Raw genomic sequence first — 15,211 nt, 5'->3', positions numbered from 1 at the left:
CAAATTCGCTGCACCGAATGGATCACGCCTATTCGACCGTCACCGACTTGGCGAGATTCCGCGGTTGATCGACATCGGTGCCCATGATCACGGCCGTATGATACGCGAGCAACTGGATCGGAACGGCGTAGACCATCGGCGCGAAGGTCGGCGCCATGTCAGGCAGCGATATCGTGGCTACGGACTCGACAGCTGCTTCCGCCGCACCTTTGGAATCCGTGATCAGAATGATCTTGCCGCCGCGCGCCAAGACCTCTTGCATGTTCGACACGGTCTTCTCAAACACACCGTCGAATGGCGCAATAACCACGACGGGCATGTCCTCATCGATCAGGGCGATGGGGCCGTGTTTGAGTTCGCCCGCGGCATAGCCCTCGGCATGGATATAGGAGATTTCCTTCAGCTTCAGCGCGCCTTCCAACGCAAGCGGATAGCTGGTGCCGCGCCCCAGATAAAGCACGTCACGCGCCTTTGCGACATAGCGAGCCAGCCTCTCGATCTGTGGCTCGCTGGCAAGAGCTGCAGCCATCAAACGCGGCACTTCGATCAGCCCCCTCACAAGCCGCCTCTCCTCACTCGCGGAGATCTCGCCATGCGCGGTTCCGGCAGCAACCGCGAAGGCGGCGAGCGCCATCAGCTGACAGGTGAAGGCCTTGGTCGAGGCAACGCCGATCTCGGGGCCGGCCAGGGTCGGCAGCACCGTTTCGCTCTCGCGCGCAATGGTGGATGTCGGCACATTCACGACAGAGATCGTATGGGCGCCGCTCTCCCTGGCGTAGCGAAGTGCAGCCAGCGTGTCGGCGGTTTCGCCGGATTGCGAGACGAAGACCGCAAGGTCGCCCTTGCCGAGCGGCGTTTCGCGATAGCGGAATTCGGAGGCGATATCGACATCCACGGGGACATGTGCCAGCCGTTCGAACCAATACTTTGCGATCGCCCCGGCATAGCTCGCGGTGCCGCAGGCCGTGATTGTAACACGCCTGACGTCGCGGAAATCGAACGGCGGCTTGATCGGCAGCGCCACCCGCTCGGCTCTCATATTCACATAATGGGCGAGTGTGCGGCCTACGACGTCCGGCTGCTCCCAAATCTCCTTGGCCATGAAATGGCGATAGTTTGCCTTGTCGGCGACGAACGACGCCCCACCCGCTTCGATCACCTCGCGCGTAACGACCGCATCGTTCGCGTCCCGGATCACTCCTTTCTCGCGTGACAGCACCACCCAGTCGCCGTCTTCCAGGTAGCTGATGCCTTGGGCAAAGGGAGCGAGCGCAATCGCATCGGAGCCGAGATAGTTCTCGCCGGCGCCATAGCCCACCGCCAGCGGCGAACCCCTACGCGCGCCGATCAGAAGATCGCGATATCCCTTAAAAAGAAACACCAGCGCGAAGGCGCCGCGCAACTGGGGCAATGACGCCTTGACGGCTTCCTGAGGCGAATAGCCCATCAGCAGATAGGAATGAACGAGATGCACGACGACTTCGCTGTCCGTGTCGCTCGCGAACCTCGCCCCCCTCGCTTCAAGCGCCTGGCGCAGCTTCCGAAAGTTCTCGATGATGCCGTTATGGACAACCGCAACGCGCTCGGTCGCGTGCGGATGCGCGTTGTACTCCGTCGGCTTGCCATGTGTAGCCCAGCGCGTGTGACCGATCCCGGCGTCCCCGCCCAGCGGCTCGGCACGCAGCCTCACCTCCAGGTTCTTGAGCTTACCTTCGGCTCGCCGACGCTCGAGATGACCGTCATCAAGGGTCGCCACCCCCGTCGAGTCGTACCCCCGATATTCGAGGCGCCTAAGCGCATCGATCAATCGGCCCGATACCGCAGTTTGTCCCAGAATGCCGATAATTCCGCACATCTGTCAGGTCTCTCGCCTCGCCGACAATCACCGAAGCACGCTCGCAATGATCCATCATTGCCGATCAACCTAGGATTGGCGTGATCGAATAGGGAGAATGACGGCGACAAACGCGGGGTACTCCGAACGCGTGCGGGTGAACCAGCTGTCGCCATAACGTCGACGCGAAGAGATCGCGGCCCCGGCGGGGGGCCTATTCGCAGGAGAAGCCGGGGCCGCCGAACACGCCGAAGTGGGCGGCACTTGCGGCGCATCGTGATTCTAGACCGCAGGACGCGATAGTCCATGTCAACCATGAGAAACCGGTTCGACGTTGAGGTACCCAACAATGATCATGGACCTCGAATGCCAAGTCGTCGTAGGTCCACTCTGGGACGCTGCCGCGAGGTGCGCTTGGTTTCGTCCCGGGGATAACCGTTTTCCGGAAGCACCAATGCCTCGATATTTTTTCCACGTCCACGACGGCGGTTCAGTGCCCGACGACCTCGGGGTGAATCTTCCCGACATCGACGCCGCACGGACAGCGGCTATAGAGTTGAGCCACGAGATCCTCCGAAGCGACGTCGTTGGGCCATTTCAGGACTACTCGTCGTGGCGGATCGAGGTGAGCGACAGCCCAGAACTGAGCAGTCTGCCGCTGTTCGTCCTTCATTTTTCGGTCACCCAATAGGCTGCGCCAAGCGCATGTCGAGGTTCAAAGACCTCGTCAATGTGGGGATATTCTCGCTCGGACGTCAGTTGGGATCGGCAGGCCCAGCGCTGGCGCGCAGGGTCGCAGGACGGAATTCGCTCTCGTCACTCGCCGTTCATTCAGATTCCATCGACTTGACCGCAGGGCCCCGATCATTCTGCGAAATGGCCAAGGCCGCAAGCTCTGTCCGATTGCTGATCTCGAGCTTCTGGAAGATGTGGTGAAGATGGACCTTGATTGTGGTGTCGGCAATGTTCAAGCGGCGTCCGATCTGCTTGTTCGATAGTCCTTCCGCGACCAGCCGCATGATCTGACGCTCCCGATCCGTCAGCACAGCCAGTACACTGTCCGTATTGATCTCAGGACCAGCCATCGTGACCGGTTCGACGGAAGGCTGCGGCAAGATCCGTTCGCCGTTCGCCACCTGCCGTAAAGACCGCACCAACGCTTCCGGCGAGGTTTCCTTCAAGACCACGCTGCAGCCATCGATCGCGTCCAGTGGGACGGCATCGTAGCTTTCCGAAGAGATGAAGAACACCAAACGGATCGAGCGACCGGCTGGATTGAGGATGGAGGGACTCAGCGCGATCAGCTCCCCAGGCATCAATGAACCGAGAATCGCGATATCCGGCGCATGGGTCTCGATCGCTTGCGCGCAGCTCACGGCGTCGTTGCAAGATGCAACAATTTCGAAATCGTCTTCAACGCCGAGCACGCTGCTCAGACCTTTCAAGACCACTGGATGCCGATCAGCTATTACTATTTTTATGCAATTCATGAGGCTCCTCGGCCAGCCGCCCCAATGTTAACGTCCGCAAATCCGGCTTGTTTCCCTCCGCCGCCGACGCACATTGGCGCGCTGCAAAAATGTCGGCCTACGCCGCAATCAAATCAATGAACCTGTAAACTCACCCAGATTACTCGCATAACGTGAAAACCGCAGGCGACATGTTACCACAGGCCATGGTCCGTGCCCGGGCGGCCTCACCCCGCAAGATACCGGGGGTAGACCATCTCAAGCTCCCGGGACGCGATTCTCCCGCAACGATTGGCTGGGAGCCGTCATCCTTTTACCTATCAGACCGGATTCCCCAGCCGCACTTACAACGAACGATATATACCAAAATCGGAATCTCGGATTTAACGTCATAAAACTGTAGCAAAAAAATTAATGGGCGGAAACTGCCAGATATTGGCCGGAAGCACACGGCCGGATTAATACGAAAGGTATGACCTGATACCACGCAGGCAGACGTAATCCGCCCAGATCACTATTGATCTTCATCATTTAGTTCCAGTCGTGTCGTTGCGTTCGTCGCTGGAGGGTAGAATGTCGAGGCGTCAGCTTTGCGAAACCGTTCTTATTGGAAAAAACATTTTGATCAGGGAGGGAATTTCAAAGATCCTGCATGCGGCACATTTTCGGATCGCGCTCTCTGCTTCGAGCGTCGATGAATTGCCAAACGAACTCCAGGCGCATCAACTCCTGTTTCTCGTCCTACACAATGGCGATGGCTTTGATGTCGCATTGGACCAGATCTGTTTCGTCAGAAATCACTATCCTGATGCCCGGATCGCAGTTGTCTCGGACCATTATTGTCCGGATGAACTCGTGTCGGCATATCGGGCTGGTGCGAGCGGCTATTTCGTGAACGTCAATTCCTGCGATGCCTTCATCAAATCCGTCGAACTCGTGACGATGGGTGAAGCTGTCTTTCCTCCGGCATTTCTGTCGTTCGCACTCGACGGCATTTTTGAGCGCGAAGCCGCATCAGTGGAGCAGGCTGGACATGACATCGGGCTCGCCGCGGAGGAGCCGGCTGCGCCGCATCTTTCTCCACGCGAGAAGGCGATCCTGTCTTGCTTGATCGAAGGCAATTCCAACAAGTCCATCGCCCGAAAGATCGACATCGCAGAGGCAACCGTGAAAGTTCACGTCAAGGCGATTCTGCGGAAGATCCGGGTCCAGAACCGGACGCAGGCCGCGATCTGGGGCATGAACAACGGATCGCTGGTTCACTCCGCAAACGGACACGCGCTGCCTTCCATCATCCCCCAAGCCACGGGTCTCGGCGCCTTGCATCTCGATCGCCGGACTCATGCCAATCAAGGTCCCGGCGTCACCAAGCTCTATTAACGGACGCTGGCCGCGTCTAGCGCTTCATCGCTAGCCGCGTCTTCGACAAGCGAAAAAGGGCTAATCCCAAGTACCGCGACGGCCGAGCAGCTCATGAAACGCCACAGCAGCCACGCTGCTGTGGCGTTTCTCCGTGCGGATCTCGATCGTCCTGGTCTCTCCGCAGCGCACTGATCGTGCTTTGATTTTCCCGCGTTGAACACGCCAAGTAGCATTAATCCGCTGCACTCGTCTCCGCACTCGTACTGCTGCGCTCGGCATTCGTCGGACGATCACGATCGCATCTGCCCGCTGGAGTATGTCCGCATACCCACATTGTCTCATGCGAATGCACGAAGACGCGTCTGCTCGATTGCGCTTACGTTCTTTCTACGCCCGCCCGATCAGCACACTGAGATCGGACTTATGCAGGCGAAAAGCACATAGTTGAAGGACTGCGGACTCTAGCAATATGGAGGGTTTGATGAAGGCGGTTATTCAATGCGGCGGCAAAGGAACACGCTTACGTCCCCACACCTCGATTTTGCCGAAACCACTCATGCCGATCGGCGCGCGGCCTGTTCTCGAGCTTGTTCTCAAGTGGCTCAGGCGGAACGGGATCAGGGAGGTCTACGTCACGACCGGATATCTTGGCCATCTCATTCGCAGTGTCTGCGGGGATGGCAATCAGTGGAATATGCACATCAACTACACGCAGGAAATGGAGCCGCTCGGAACGATTGGCCCCCTGTCGCTGCTGCGCGACCACCTCGACGAACCATTTCTCGTTCTCAACGGCGACGTTCTGACGGATCTGAACCTCAATCAGTTCGTGAGCTGTCATCGGCGCAGCAATTCGCCGCTCACGATCGCAACGTCAATTCGTCCGACCAAGATGGACTTCGGCGTGATCGACGAGGTGGATGGACGCGTCAGCGACTTCCGTGAAAAGCCCGAGCTCACGCACCTCGTCAGCATGGGGATTTACTGCATGGATCCCTCCATCGTCGAACGAATCCCCTCCGGCGTCCCCTTTGGGTTCGACGATCTGATGTTCCAGATGCTGAACGACAATGCTCCGGTCAACGTCTTCAAGCACAGCGGCCTCTGGCTCGACATCGGACGTGTCGAGGACTTCCTGAAAGCCCAGGACGTCGCATGGGATGAGCAATCGCCGGCACTCGCAAGTTTCGCCGCCGCCTGAGGCACTCTCTCATCCGCAATGATCGCAAACGTCGTGCTCGCGGCGCGAGTTTGCGCCCTGATTGGAGATGAACACATGCTATTGGTATCAGAGCCGGTCCTGGGCGAAGACGAGAAGCTCGCTCTCGCCGCGGTCATCGACAGTGGCTGGGTGACGATGGGAGATCGCGTTCGCGACTTCGAGCAGGCGTTCGCCCGCCTGCACGAGGCCGAGGATGCGGTCGCCGTCGGCTCCTGCACGGCGGCCCTCCACCTCATCCTGCACGCCCTCGGCATCGGCCCCGGCGACGAAGTCATCGTTCCCTCGCTGACCTTCGTCGCCACGGCCAACAGCGTTCTCTATGTCGGCGCCAAGCCGGTCTTCGTCGATATCGGTTCTGCAGAGGTTCCGTTGATGTCGCTGGACGAGGCGGAAGCCAAGTGCACCTCGAGGACCAAGGCCATCATCCTCGTTCATTTTGCCGGCTACCTCGCGCATCGCGATGCCTGGCAATCCTTTGCGCGCCGGAAGGGACTGCTCTTGATCGAGGACGCCGCTCATGCGCCCGGACTGCCCGAGGTCGGCAGCTATGGCGAGGCGGCCGCCTTCAGCTTCTATGGAAACAAGAACATGACCACCGCCGAAGGGGGCGCGATCATTGCGCGCAGCCGCACCTTGCGCGAGACGATCCGGCAGGCCCGCGCTCACGGGATGACCAGCGGTACCCGGCAACGCCTGTCCAGCCGCCGTCCTGACTACGACGTGACGATTCTCGGGTTCAACTATCGAATGGACGAGCTACGGGCTGCGCTCGGCCTCGTACAGCTCAAGAAGCTGCCGGAATGGAATGAGATCAGACGGCGATTGTCAGCCACTTACCGTGAGCTCATGGCGGAACATTGCCCTTCCGTGATGATCCCGTTTGAAGCTCCCTGGCCCTCGACCCACCACGTGATGCCGGTCGTGCTGCCGCCGGCGACCAGCCGCCAGCGCGTCATCGATCGCCTGCGAAAGCACGGCATTCAGACCACGGTTCACTATCCGCCCGTCCATCGCCTGACATTCTACAGGGATCTCTATCCGGAGATGACCCTCCCGCGCACGGAGGATTTTGCTCGCCGCGAGCTGACACTGCCTCTGCACCCGCGTATGGGGACGTCGGACGTCGAGAGAGTCGTGATTGCACTGACAACTGCGCTCGCACCCCAATATCCGGTGGGGGCCGTCGCATGACCCTGCCCGAGACGCAAAGCGGGTGGGCTGCGCAATCTCGTTCCGCACGTCTCAGCGCGCGGCGTGCCATGGACGTTCTCTGTGCCGGCGCCGCGATTGCATCGCTTTCACCCGTATTCGTGGTTGTCGCGTTCATCATCTGGCTCGAGAGCGGCCGGCCACTTCTGTTCTCGCAGCTCCGCCTGGGGCAAGGCGGCGAACCGTTTCGCATGTACAAGTTTCGCAAATTCAGGCCGAGCTGCGGCAGCGACGGCTCTCCCCTGACGCTGCAGGAAGATGAACGTATGACAGCCGTTGGACGTATCCTGGCTGCGACCAAGCTGGACGAGCTGCCGCAGCTCTGGAACGTCTTGCGGGGCGATATGTCGCTCGTGGGGCCCCGCCCCGAGTCTCTTAGCTTTTCCGATTGCTTTCGCGGAGGCTTCGAACGACTGCTCGACTACAAACCAGGCGTGTTTGGGCCGTGCCAGGTCCTGTTCAGGCACGAAAGCAGCGCTTACCCCGCGGACGTGCCCGCCCCCGAGTACTATCGGAAAGTCCTGTTTCCGGCGAAAGCGAAGATCGACCTTGCCTATTTCCCACACCGGACTCTCGTATCGGATCTCGGCTGGATAGCCCGCGCTGGGCAAGTCATCGCACTGGAATGCTGGGCCGCCCTGACACGGAAGCATCGGTCAAGATGAGAGACAGAAAGGGACGCTGATGACCTATCTTGGAACAAAAATTCTTGTGACAGGAGCCGACGGGTTCATCGGATCGCATCTGACGGAACAGCTCGTTTCGGCAGGAGCTCACGTAACTGCACTTGCGCAATACAACTCTTTTGACAGCCATGGCTGGCTCGACGATCTTCCCCATTCGACCCGTCAGAAGCTCAATCTCGTGCGCGGCGACATTCGCGACGCGGCCTTCGTCGGCCGACTGGTTCAGGGCCATCACTACGTCTTTCATCTCGCAGCGCTGATCTCCATTCCCTATTCCTATCTGGCGGCGCAATCCTATGTCGAGACCAACGTGATCGGCACATTGAACGTCCTCGAGGCGGTACGGCAACACGGTGTTGAACGGGTCGTCGTGACCTCGACGAGCGAGGTCTATGGTACGGCGATCAAGATGCCGATCGACGAGTCTCACCCGCTGCAGGGGCAGTCGCCCTACTCGGCCTCCAAGATCGGCGCGGACATGATGGCGGAGGCCTTCGCGCGTTCGTTCGGCGTTCCCGTCGTCATCCTCAGGCCGTTCAATACGTACGGACCTCGGCAGAGCGAACGCGCCATCATCGGCACGATCATCCGGCAGGCGCTCGATCCGGAATGCGATGCAATCATGGTCGGCGACACGACCACCGTGCGCGATCTGACATTCGTCGCGGATACCGCCGCCGCATTCATGGCGGCCGGGCTCGTGGACGACCTCGAATATGGCCATGCCTATAACGCCGGCAGTCAGCGCGCCATCACAATCGGCGATCTGATTGAGAACATTCTCGATCTGACATCCAGTCACAAGCCGATCCTGCGGGACGAAAAGCGTCTGCGGCCGACAAACTCGGAAGTGCGCGCACTCCTGGCCGACTCCACCCGGTTCGTACGGGTAACCGGCTGGACACCAAAGGTCACTTTGCGCGAGGGACTGCAGCGAACCGTCAATTGGTGGCGGGGTCGCCTTTCTACCAATCAAATCCGGCAGCAGACGGATTTTATGGCATGACGACGCCGCTCGACCGTCCGGACATTCCGGCGCGTGTTCCGGAATGAGCAGCATCGTGTCGCGCGTGCTTGAATTGCACAGGGAGATTGCCATGAACGGCAGCAGGCGCGTTCGAACGTTCAGCCACATCACGATTGCCGGCTTGACCGCAATAGTTCTGCTCGCCGGCAGCTCGTGCTTCGCGGCACAGTATCGCCTGGCGGCGGGAGATACCGTCGAGGTATCGATTGGAGGCGCGACGGAGCAACGTCACCGGGCTCAAATCCAGATCGACGGCACGATCGCGCTTCCCGGAATCGGCACGGTCGAGGTCGCGGGCCTCACCACGGCCGAGTTGCAGAGCCGGATGGAAACGCTTCTGCAGTCGAAGATATTGCGGCAACGGCTGCCGGACGGGCGCGAGCAGGCAATCGTCGTCGTGCCTGGAGACGTGATCGCAAGCGTGGTTGAGTACCGCCCCATCTACGTTACCGGGGATGTTCTGACGCCCGGGCAGTTGACGTACAGGTCCTCTATGACCGTACGCCAGGCTGTCGCGGTTTCCGGCGGTTACAGCCTGCTGCGCTCCCGCAACCAGCCCGGCACCAGCGACCCGGCGGATCTTCTGCGCGACTATCAATCATTATCCACGGAATACGTGAAGGAGTACTTCCATATCCTTCGCGTCGACGCTGAGCTGGCAGACAAGGAGATATTCGATCAGACCCCGCCCCGGGACATTTCTTTGCCGGCCTCTGCAATAGCCCCGATCGTGCAGGCTGAAGCAGAGTCGTTGAAGACCGCGCAACGCGACTATCGCAAGGAGCGCACATTCCTGGAAGACGCCGTGAAGCAAGCGGACGCACAGTTCGCGGCGCTCAGCAAGCAGCAGGAAGGCGAAGAAAAGGGTGTCCAGGCGGATGAGGAAGAGCTCGATCGCGTCGTGAAGCTGTTCGGTTCGGGCTCGCTGCCGAGCCCCCGCGTCACCGAAAGCCGGCGTGCCCTTCTGCTTTCTTCGACCCGGCGCCTGCAAACCACGGTCGAGCTCATGCGTCTTCAACGGCAGCGCGAGGACTCGGCCCGGCAGATCGATCGCGCCGCAAGCCAGCGCACGATCGCGCTGCTTCGCGAGCTGAAAGACTCCAACGTTCATATTGCCGACCTTCGTATCAGAATGAAATCGGTGGGGCAGAAGTTGCAGCCTGTCAACGGAAGCGCGGCGGTGCCGGCGGGAACAGGTGACCTCAAGCCCCAGGTCACCCTCGTGCGAAAGTCCGGCCAGAGCTGGGAGAAGATCGTCGTATCCGAGGATTACGACCTCGAACCGGGCGACGTCATCGAAATCGCGCTGCGGCCCCACGGCGGCTCCTGAGACCACCGGCTCGAACTCATCGCCCCGTCTCACAGAGCGTCCGGCTACCCCGCGTCAACCTTCTCTGCCTGCGCGCGAACGCCGGCTGGAGTACTCCCAAGTTGATCGCCTAACCCCTATTCAACGTTTACAACGCGCCAGCCAATTGGAGAATGGAGATCCGATGTCGTTCATTTGAATGAGCCAGGAGATTGAAGGGGGCGCGTCGCATGCTGAACTTAACCCAGAGCAGCTCGGTTGCATCGCATTACCAGTCCAGGGAATCCATTTTCAACATTTCAAACCGGGCTCCCCCGATCCCCGATGACGACCATCGGTTCGACCTGCGCGATGAGTTGCATGCGGCGCTCGGTCGTTTCGGCTGCGCGCATGTCTTGCTCAAGCATGGCCATGTGGTCGAGCTCAGCCCGGCGGGCCGCGCCATCCTGGAGCGCTTCTGTGGATCCGCCGTCGTTGCGAACTCGCTCTCTGGCGCCGTCAGGCAGATCGTAAAACGCGCGGGCGTCGAAATTCCCACGGGTTCGATAGCGTGGCTGGCAACGTCCTACCGCGAAGGCATAGCAAGTCTTGTCAATCAGACGACCAGTGTCTGGTCGGACGACACCTGTGCGATCGTCCTGCTCGACCTCGATGCACGTCCGGAGCCGTCACCCCGAACGCTGCAGCGCTTGTTCGGCCTCACGGCCGCGGAGATTCATGTCGCTATTGAATTGGCACGTGGCGGCAATTTGCTCGATATTGCCCGCTCCCAGCGCCTGAGCCGGACGACGATCCGCTCCCATCTCGCCTCGCTGTTCGTCAAGACGCAGACGCGACGCCAGGTGGAGCTCGTCTCCCTGTTGGGACGTATTGCCCTCCTACCGTAGCCCCCTTTTTCCGACCCTGGTTTGCTGCCGCGAGACGCATCCGAATGACGATCGTCGCGACGCGGCCCTCCATCGTCGGGTCTCGCTCGAGACCCAGCAAGCTCGCTCTTCCATCCTCAAAGCGGCCTCGCCGCTATCTCTCCCGCAATACTTCCTGATTGTAGCGCATCAACGGCGAGAGCAGATAGCTGATGATTCGCCGCGACCCCGTCCTGATCTCGACGGTCACCGCCATTCCGGGCGAGAGCTGAACGGTCCGGCCCTCGACCTCCATCGAGGTACGGTCGAGGCTGACGCGAGCCGCATAGTTCAACTCCTGCCCTTTCGGCTCGCTGGACGCAATCTCCGTTCCGCCGGCCTGATCCCTCGCACCGTCCTCACGCCGATCACGTATGATCGCATCCCGCGAGATGCTGAGCACCCGACCGTTCAGCAGGCCATAGCGCGTAAAATTGAACGTATCAATCTTGATTGCGACGGATTGTCCCGGAACGACAAAGCCAATATCACGGTTCGACACAAGAGCCTCGACCTCGAAGTCCGGGTTCAACGAAACGACGGCCGCCAATGTTTGCGCCGGCGTGACCACCCCACCGATCGTGTGTACCGCGAGCTGCTGCACCACCCCGTCGACCGGCGCGGTGAGGATTTGCAGTCTCGCCCGTTGCTCCGCCTTGATCAAATCCTGAGCGAGACCGGCGGCCCGCTGTTCGGCCTTGGACAGATCATCATAGAGCGCACGCCGAAACTCCGCTTCCGCTTTGGATCTGGCCTGCGCCAGACTCGCCGTCGCGGCCTCGGCTTCGTGGAGCCGGCTCTGCTGGACCAGAACGTCATGCTGCTGGCCAACCAATTCCTGAGCTTCGGTAAGATAGATGATCTTGGACCCGATCGCTTTGTCGTAGAGATATTTGCGAACGTTCACGCGCTCCTCGAGAAGGGGGATCGTTGCATCGAGTTTCGATATCGTCGCCGCGATTGTTTCGCTCTCCGCTTTCTTCTGTGCCAACTGTCTGTCGAGCTCCGACAGCTTCGTCGCTTGCTCCGCCATCTGGCTGGCCAAGAACTGGCGCTGCAGGTCAACCATCTGACCGCTGGCTCCTGCTGGAGGAACGAACTCGGCAATGGGATCGCCGGGCACCAGCGCCGCGCGCAACCTGGCGGTGTCAAGCTGGGCGGCAAGCAGGTCGCTCTTCACGTGATCGAGTTCAGCGGCCGTGATTGTGGGATCCAGTTCGATCAGCACGTCACCCGCCTTGACCATCGTGCCGTCCCTGACGCGGATCGCACGCACCACCCCTGTTTCCGCGGGCTGGATGACTTTGGTCCGGCCATTCACCACGACCTTGCCCGATGCGGTCGCGACAACATCCACCTTGGAGAGCGAGGCCCAGGCCAAGGCGGCGCAAAACAGCAAGATGATGATCATGCCGGTGGCGCGGCCGATCGGCGACGGCGGCCTCTCGAGCACCTCCAGCGCAGCCGGGAGAAAGGCGGTCTCCTCCTCGCGCCGGGACCGATTTGGGAACTGAACGATGCGTCTAGCGATGGTCATTGATCCCTGCCTGCAGCAAATGCAAGTTCGCGTAGCGCCCGTTCGAGCGGATCAACTCATCGTGGGTACCGTCCTCGACGATCCGCCCGCGCTCGATGGTGATGATCCGATCTGCTCGACGCACCGTAGAAAGCCGGTGGGCAATGATAAAGACGGTGCGCCTCTCACAAATGTGCTTCATGTTGTCCTGAATGATGCGTTCGCTCTCATAATCGAGCGCGCTGGTCGCCTCATCGAAAATCAAGATGCGAGGATCATTGACCAGCGCCCGCGCAATCGCGATGCGCTGCCGTTGGCCGCCGGAAAGGCTGCAGCCGCGTTCTCCCACGATGGTATCGTAGCCTTCGGAAAGCTCGAGTATGAACTCGTGTGCGCCGGCAAGCGTTGCCGCATCAATGATGCGTTGCATCGGCATGGCGGGATCTGCAAGCGCAATGTTCTCGGCCACGGTTCGATTGAAAAGCACGTCCTCCTGCAGGACGACTCCCACCTGACGTCGCAACCAGGCGGCATCTGTCATGGCCAGGTCGACGCCATCGATGAGAACCCGGCCGGTTTCCGGTACGTACAGCCGCTCGATGAGTTTGGTCAGGGTACTCTTGCCCGAGCCCGATGGTCCCACGATGCCAACGACCTCGCCGGCCGAAACGTGGAAGCTGATGTCGTGCAGCGTTTCCGGACCATCAAGGCGATATCGAAATCCGACATGGTCGAATGTCACGGCGCCTCGAATCGCCGGAAGGATGGCCCTGCCCAAGCCGATAGCCGGCTCCGGCCGAGTATTGAGAATATCCCCCAATCGCTCGATCGACAGGCGGACCTGATGGAAGTCCTGCCAGATTTGGGCGATACGCAAGACCGGCATGTTGACGCGATTTGCCAGCATATTGAAGGCCACCAGTTCGCCAACGGTCAAGTGACCTTCGATCACCAGCTTCGCGCCGAAGAACAGGATTGCAACCATGACCAGATGGCTCACCAATTGCACCGCCTGACTTGCTATGTTTCCAAGGCTCACGACGCGAAAGCTTGCGGAAACATAGGCGGCAAGCTGCTCCTCCCAGCGCCTGTTCATTTGCGGCTCAACGGCCAGGGCCTTCAGCGTTTGTACGCCGGTTATGCTCTCGACCAGGAAGGCCTGATTTTCAGCGCCGCGCCGGAACTTTTCATCCAGCCGTTGGCGGAATAGCGGTGTCGCAACGATCGAAATGCCGACGTAGAACGGAAACGCTCCCAGAACGATCAGCGTGAGCATCGGCGAGTATACGAACATCACCGCGATGAACACCACGGTGAACATGAAATCGATGATGAAGGTCAGCGCCGAGCTCGTCAGAAAGCTCCGGATGTTCTCCAGCTCCTGAACGCGGGCGACCGAGTCGCCCACGCGACGCGTCTGGAAATACATCAGCGGCAACGACGCGAGATGGCGGTAGAGCCGCGCGCCGAGCTCGACGTCGATCCGGTTTGTCGTATGAGAAAAAAGATAAGTTCGTAATCCACCCAGAATGGCTTCGAAAACTGCGATCACAGCCAGTCCGATCACCAACACCTCGAGCGTGCTAATTCCGCGATGGACGAGCACCTTGTCGATGACTACCTGAAAGAACAGCGGACTAACGAGGGCGAATACCTGCAGGAAGAAGGAGGCGAGCAGCACCTCTCCGAGCAGGTGGCGATATTTCCGGATGGCACCAAGAAACCAAGTGACATCAAATCGGCGAGACAGATCGGAAAGGGACGCCCTACGCGCCATCAAGACCACGCGACCGTCCCAAAGCGTCTCGAATTCGGCACGACTGAGTTTGCGCGGACGGGGCTCCGAGGGACACTGAACCAGGACCTCGTCCCCGTCCGCCTTGCCAACCAGGAGGAAGCCGCCTTGATTGAGCACGGCGATCCCCGGCAAGGGTATGCGCCCAAGACGAGCCCAACCGGTTCTGATCGTTCGCGCCTTGAGGCCGAAGGCTTTCGCGCATCGCACCATCTCCGTCACCCCGATCTGACGGGTGCCTACACGATGCCGGAGTTGCTCCTCTTCGGCTGCAATGCCGTGCAATCTGAGCAGCAACACGAGCGCGAAGCACCCCGATTGTTCTGGCGATGCGATTTCTCGGATATCCCGCATGTGGTCCGCCAATATCTCACGCGACAAACGTCAAGGAGAACACTCACTGCTGACGCACGGGAGGCGGCCTTTGATCGAGCCTGCGACCAACAGAAGAAGGCGACTTCGCTTTCAAGCCAACACGTGCGCTGAGGCCGTAACTCTAACCCTGCTTACGAGATACCCGCGCAGCAAAAACGCAGTACACGTGCAATTTCACTACTTCCGAATAGGTAGCTCCGAAGCTCGGCAGCCCACACCGAGGTGGCGTCCCCGACAGGCTCGCACGCGGCGGAACGGGGTGGAAGATCGCCCGCCGCTAGATCGAAGCCATAGAGTTAATCCAAAAGGGGTAGTGGAAGCGCAGGAGCTGCATCATGCATCCCATCTGCCAGCCAAGGACCGATGGAATATCGCCTTATCAAACCGCCCTCGCCACGCGCCGCACAACCAACACATTCCCGCGCGCGATGATCCTCGCTCAGCATCGATCCGGACCGTCGCCGATTGCGCGAGCGATCGTGTAGTTACCCCTTTATTCAGA

12 protein-coding genes are annotated in these 15,211 nt (G+C 60.0%); 8 read left to right on the top strand and 4 right to left on the bottom strand.

The features are described 5' to 3' along the window. Positions 1-28: 28 nt before the first annotated feature. Positions 29-1,855 carry a glutamine--fructose-6-phosphate transaminase (isomerizing) gene (gene glmS, locus JQ587_RS13435; protein WP_212425591.1) on the bottom strand — a complete coding sequence of 609 codons (1,827 nt, stop codon included), beginning with the start codon at positions 1,853-1,855 and terminating at the stop codon, positions 29-31. A gap of 433 nt (positions 1,856-2,288) precedes the next feature. Between glmS and JQ587_RS13430 the strand changes: the two genes are divergently transcribed. Continuing rightward, positions 2,289-2,525 carry a DUF6894 family protein gene (locus JQ587_RS13430; protein ID WP_212300704.1) on the top strand — a complete coding sequence of 79 codons (237 nt, stop codon included), beginning with the start codon at positions 2,289-2,291 and terminating at the stop codon, positions 2,523-2,525. A 136-nt stretch (positions 2,526-2,661) separates the two neighbouring features. On the opposite strand, the gene JQ587_RS13425 is transcribed toward JQ587_RS13430, so the two are convergent. Further along, entirely contained in the window at positions 2,662-3,285 is a 624-nt protein-coding gene (locus JQ587_RS13425) for a LuxR C-terminal-related transcriptional regulator (RefSeq protein ID WP_349629501.1), read from the bottom strand. A 561-nt stretch (positions 3,286-3,846) separates the two neighbouring features. Here JQ587_RS13425 and JQ587_RS13420 point away from each other — a divergent pair. From JQ587_RS13420 to JQ587_RS13390, 7 genes are all read left to right on the top strand, one after another. Then, the gene (locus JQ587_RS13420) at positions 3,847-4,683 is read left to right on the top strand and encodes a LuxR C-terminal-related transcriptional regulator (RefSeq protein WP_349629500.1); all 837 of its coding nucleotides are present in this window, start codon (positions 3,847-3,849) and stop codon (positions 4,681-4,683) included. Positions 4,684-5,146: 463 nt separating this feature from the next. Next, the gene (locus JQ587_RS13415) at positions 5,147-5,866 is read left to right on the top strand and encodes a nucleotidyltransferase family protein (protein ID WP_212300740.1); all 720 of its coding nucleotides are present in this window, start codon (positions 5,147-5,149) and stop codon (positions 5,864-5,866) included. A 75-nt stretch (positions 5,867-5,941) separates the two neighbouring features. Further along, the gene (locus tag JQ587_RS13410; protein ID WP_212300701.1) at positions 5,942-7,078 is read left to right on the top strand and encodes a DegT/DnrJ/EryC1/StrS family aminotransferase; all 1,137 of its coding nucleotides are present in this window, start codon (positions 5,942-5,944) and stop codon (positions 7,076-7,078) included. Next, positions 7,075-7,761 carry a sugar transferase gene (locus JQ587_RS13405; protein ID WP_212425589.1) on the top strand — a complete coding sequence of 229 codons (687 nt, stop codon included), beginning with the start codon at positions 7,075-7,077 and terminating at the stop codon, positions 7,759-7,761. The genes JQ587_RS13410 and JQ587_RS13405 overlap by 4 nt, the downstream gene beginning before the upstream one ends. Positions 7,762-7,780: 19 nt before the next feature. Beyond that, positions 7,781-8,788, top strand: coding sequence for a GDP-mannose 4,6-dehydratase (locus JQ587_RS13400; RefSeq protein WP_212425588.1), 1,008 nt, complete (start codon positions 7,781-7,783; stop codon positions 8,786-8,788). Between the two features lie 43 nt (positions 8,789-8,831). Continuing rightward, a complete protein-coding gene (locus JQ587_RS13395) occupies positions 8,832-10,139 on the top strand; it encodes a polysaccharide biosynthesis/export family protein (RefSeq protein WP_212425587.1) in 1,308 nt (435 codons plus the stop codon). 209 nt (positions 10,140-10,348) lie between these two features. Further along, complete coding sequence (locus JQ587_RS13390; RefSeq protein WP_212300697.1) at positions 10,349-11,005, top strand: helix-turn-helix transcriptional regulator; 657 nt, start codon at positions 10,349-10,351, stop codon at positions 11,003-11,005. 133 nt (positions 11,006-11,138) lie between these two features. Here the strand turns inward: JQ587_RS13390 and JQ587_RS13385 are convergent, their stop codons facing one another. After that, positions 11,139-12,560: an HlyD family type I secretion periplasmic adaptor subunit gene (locus JQ587_RS13385; RefSeq protein ID WP_212425586.1), complete on the bottom strand. Its 1,422-nt coding sequence runs from the start codon at positions 12,558-12,560 to the stop codon at positions 11,139-11,141. Next, complete coding sequence (locus JQ587_RS13380) at positions 12,547-14,688, bottom strand: type I secretion system permease/ATPase (protein WP_212425585.1); 2,142 nt, start codon at positions 14,686-14,688, stop codon at positions 12,547-12,549. The genes JQ587_RS13385 and JQ587_RS13380 overlap by 14 nt, the downstream gene beginning before the upstream one ends. Positions 14,689-15,211: the final 523 nt, after the last annotated feature.

The sequence above is a fragment of the Bradyrhizobium manausense genome (assembly GCF_018130615.1).
Lineage (GTDB): Bacteria > Pseudomonadota > Alphaproteobacteria > Rhizobiales > Xanthobacteraceae > Bradyrhizobium > Bradyrhizobium manausense_A.
Note: the sequence above shows the minus strand (reverse complement) of the source record. Positions and strands in the feature narration are given on the sequence as shown.

What these genes read in the sequence shown, in the direction of transcription:
- glmS (WP_212425591.1), bottom strand. Translation starts at nt 1,855, where the DNA reads ATGTGCGGAATTATCGGCATTCTGGGACAAACTGCGGTATCGGGCCGA.
- JQ587_RS13430 (WP_212300704.1), top strand. Translation starts at nt 2,289, where the DNA reads ATGCCTCGATATTTTTTCCACGTCCACGACGGCGGTTCAGTGCCCGAC.
- JQ587_RS13415 (WP_212300740.1), top strand. Translation starts at nt 5,147, where the DNA reads ATGAAGGCGGTTATTCAATGCGGCGGCAAAGGAACACGCTTACGTCCC.
- JQ587_RS13410 (WP_212300701.1), top strand. Translation starts at nt 5,942, where the DNA reads ATGCTATTGGTATCAGAGCCGGTCCTGGGCGAAGACGAGAAGCTCGCT.
- JQ587_RS13405 (WP_212425589.1), top strand. Translation starts at nt 7,075, where the DNA reads ATGACCCTGCCCGAGACGCAAAGCGGGTGGGCTGCGCAATCTCGTTCC.
- JQ587_RS13400 (WP_212425588.1), top strand. Translation starts at nt 7,781, where the DNA reads ATGACCTATCTTGGAACAAAAATTCTTGTGACAGGAGCCGACGGGTTC.
- JQ587_RS13395 (WP_212425587.1), top strand. Translation starts at nt 8,832, where the DNA reads ATGAGCAGCATCGTGTCGCGCGTGCTTGAATTGCACAGGGAGATTGCC.
- JQ587_RS13390 (WP_212300697.1), top strand. Translation starts at nt 10,349, where the DNA reads ATGCTGAACTTAACCCAGAGCAGCTCGGTTGCATCGCATTACCAGTCC.
- JQ587_RS13385 (WP_212425586.1), bottom strand. Translation starts at nt 12,560, where the DNA reads ATGACCATCGCTAGACGCATCGTTCAGTTCCCAAATCGGTCCCGGCGC.
- JQ587_RS13380 (WP_212425585.1), bottom strand. Translation starts at nt 14,688, where the DNA reads ATGCGGGATATCCGAGAAATCGCATCGCCAGAACAATCGGGGTGCTTC.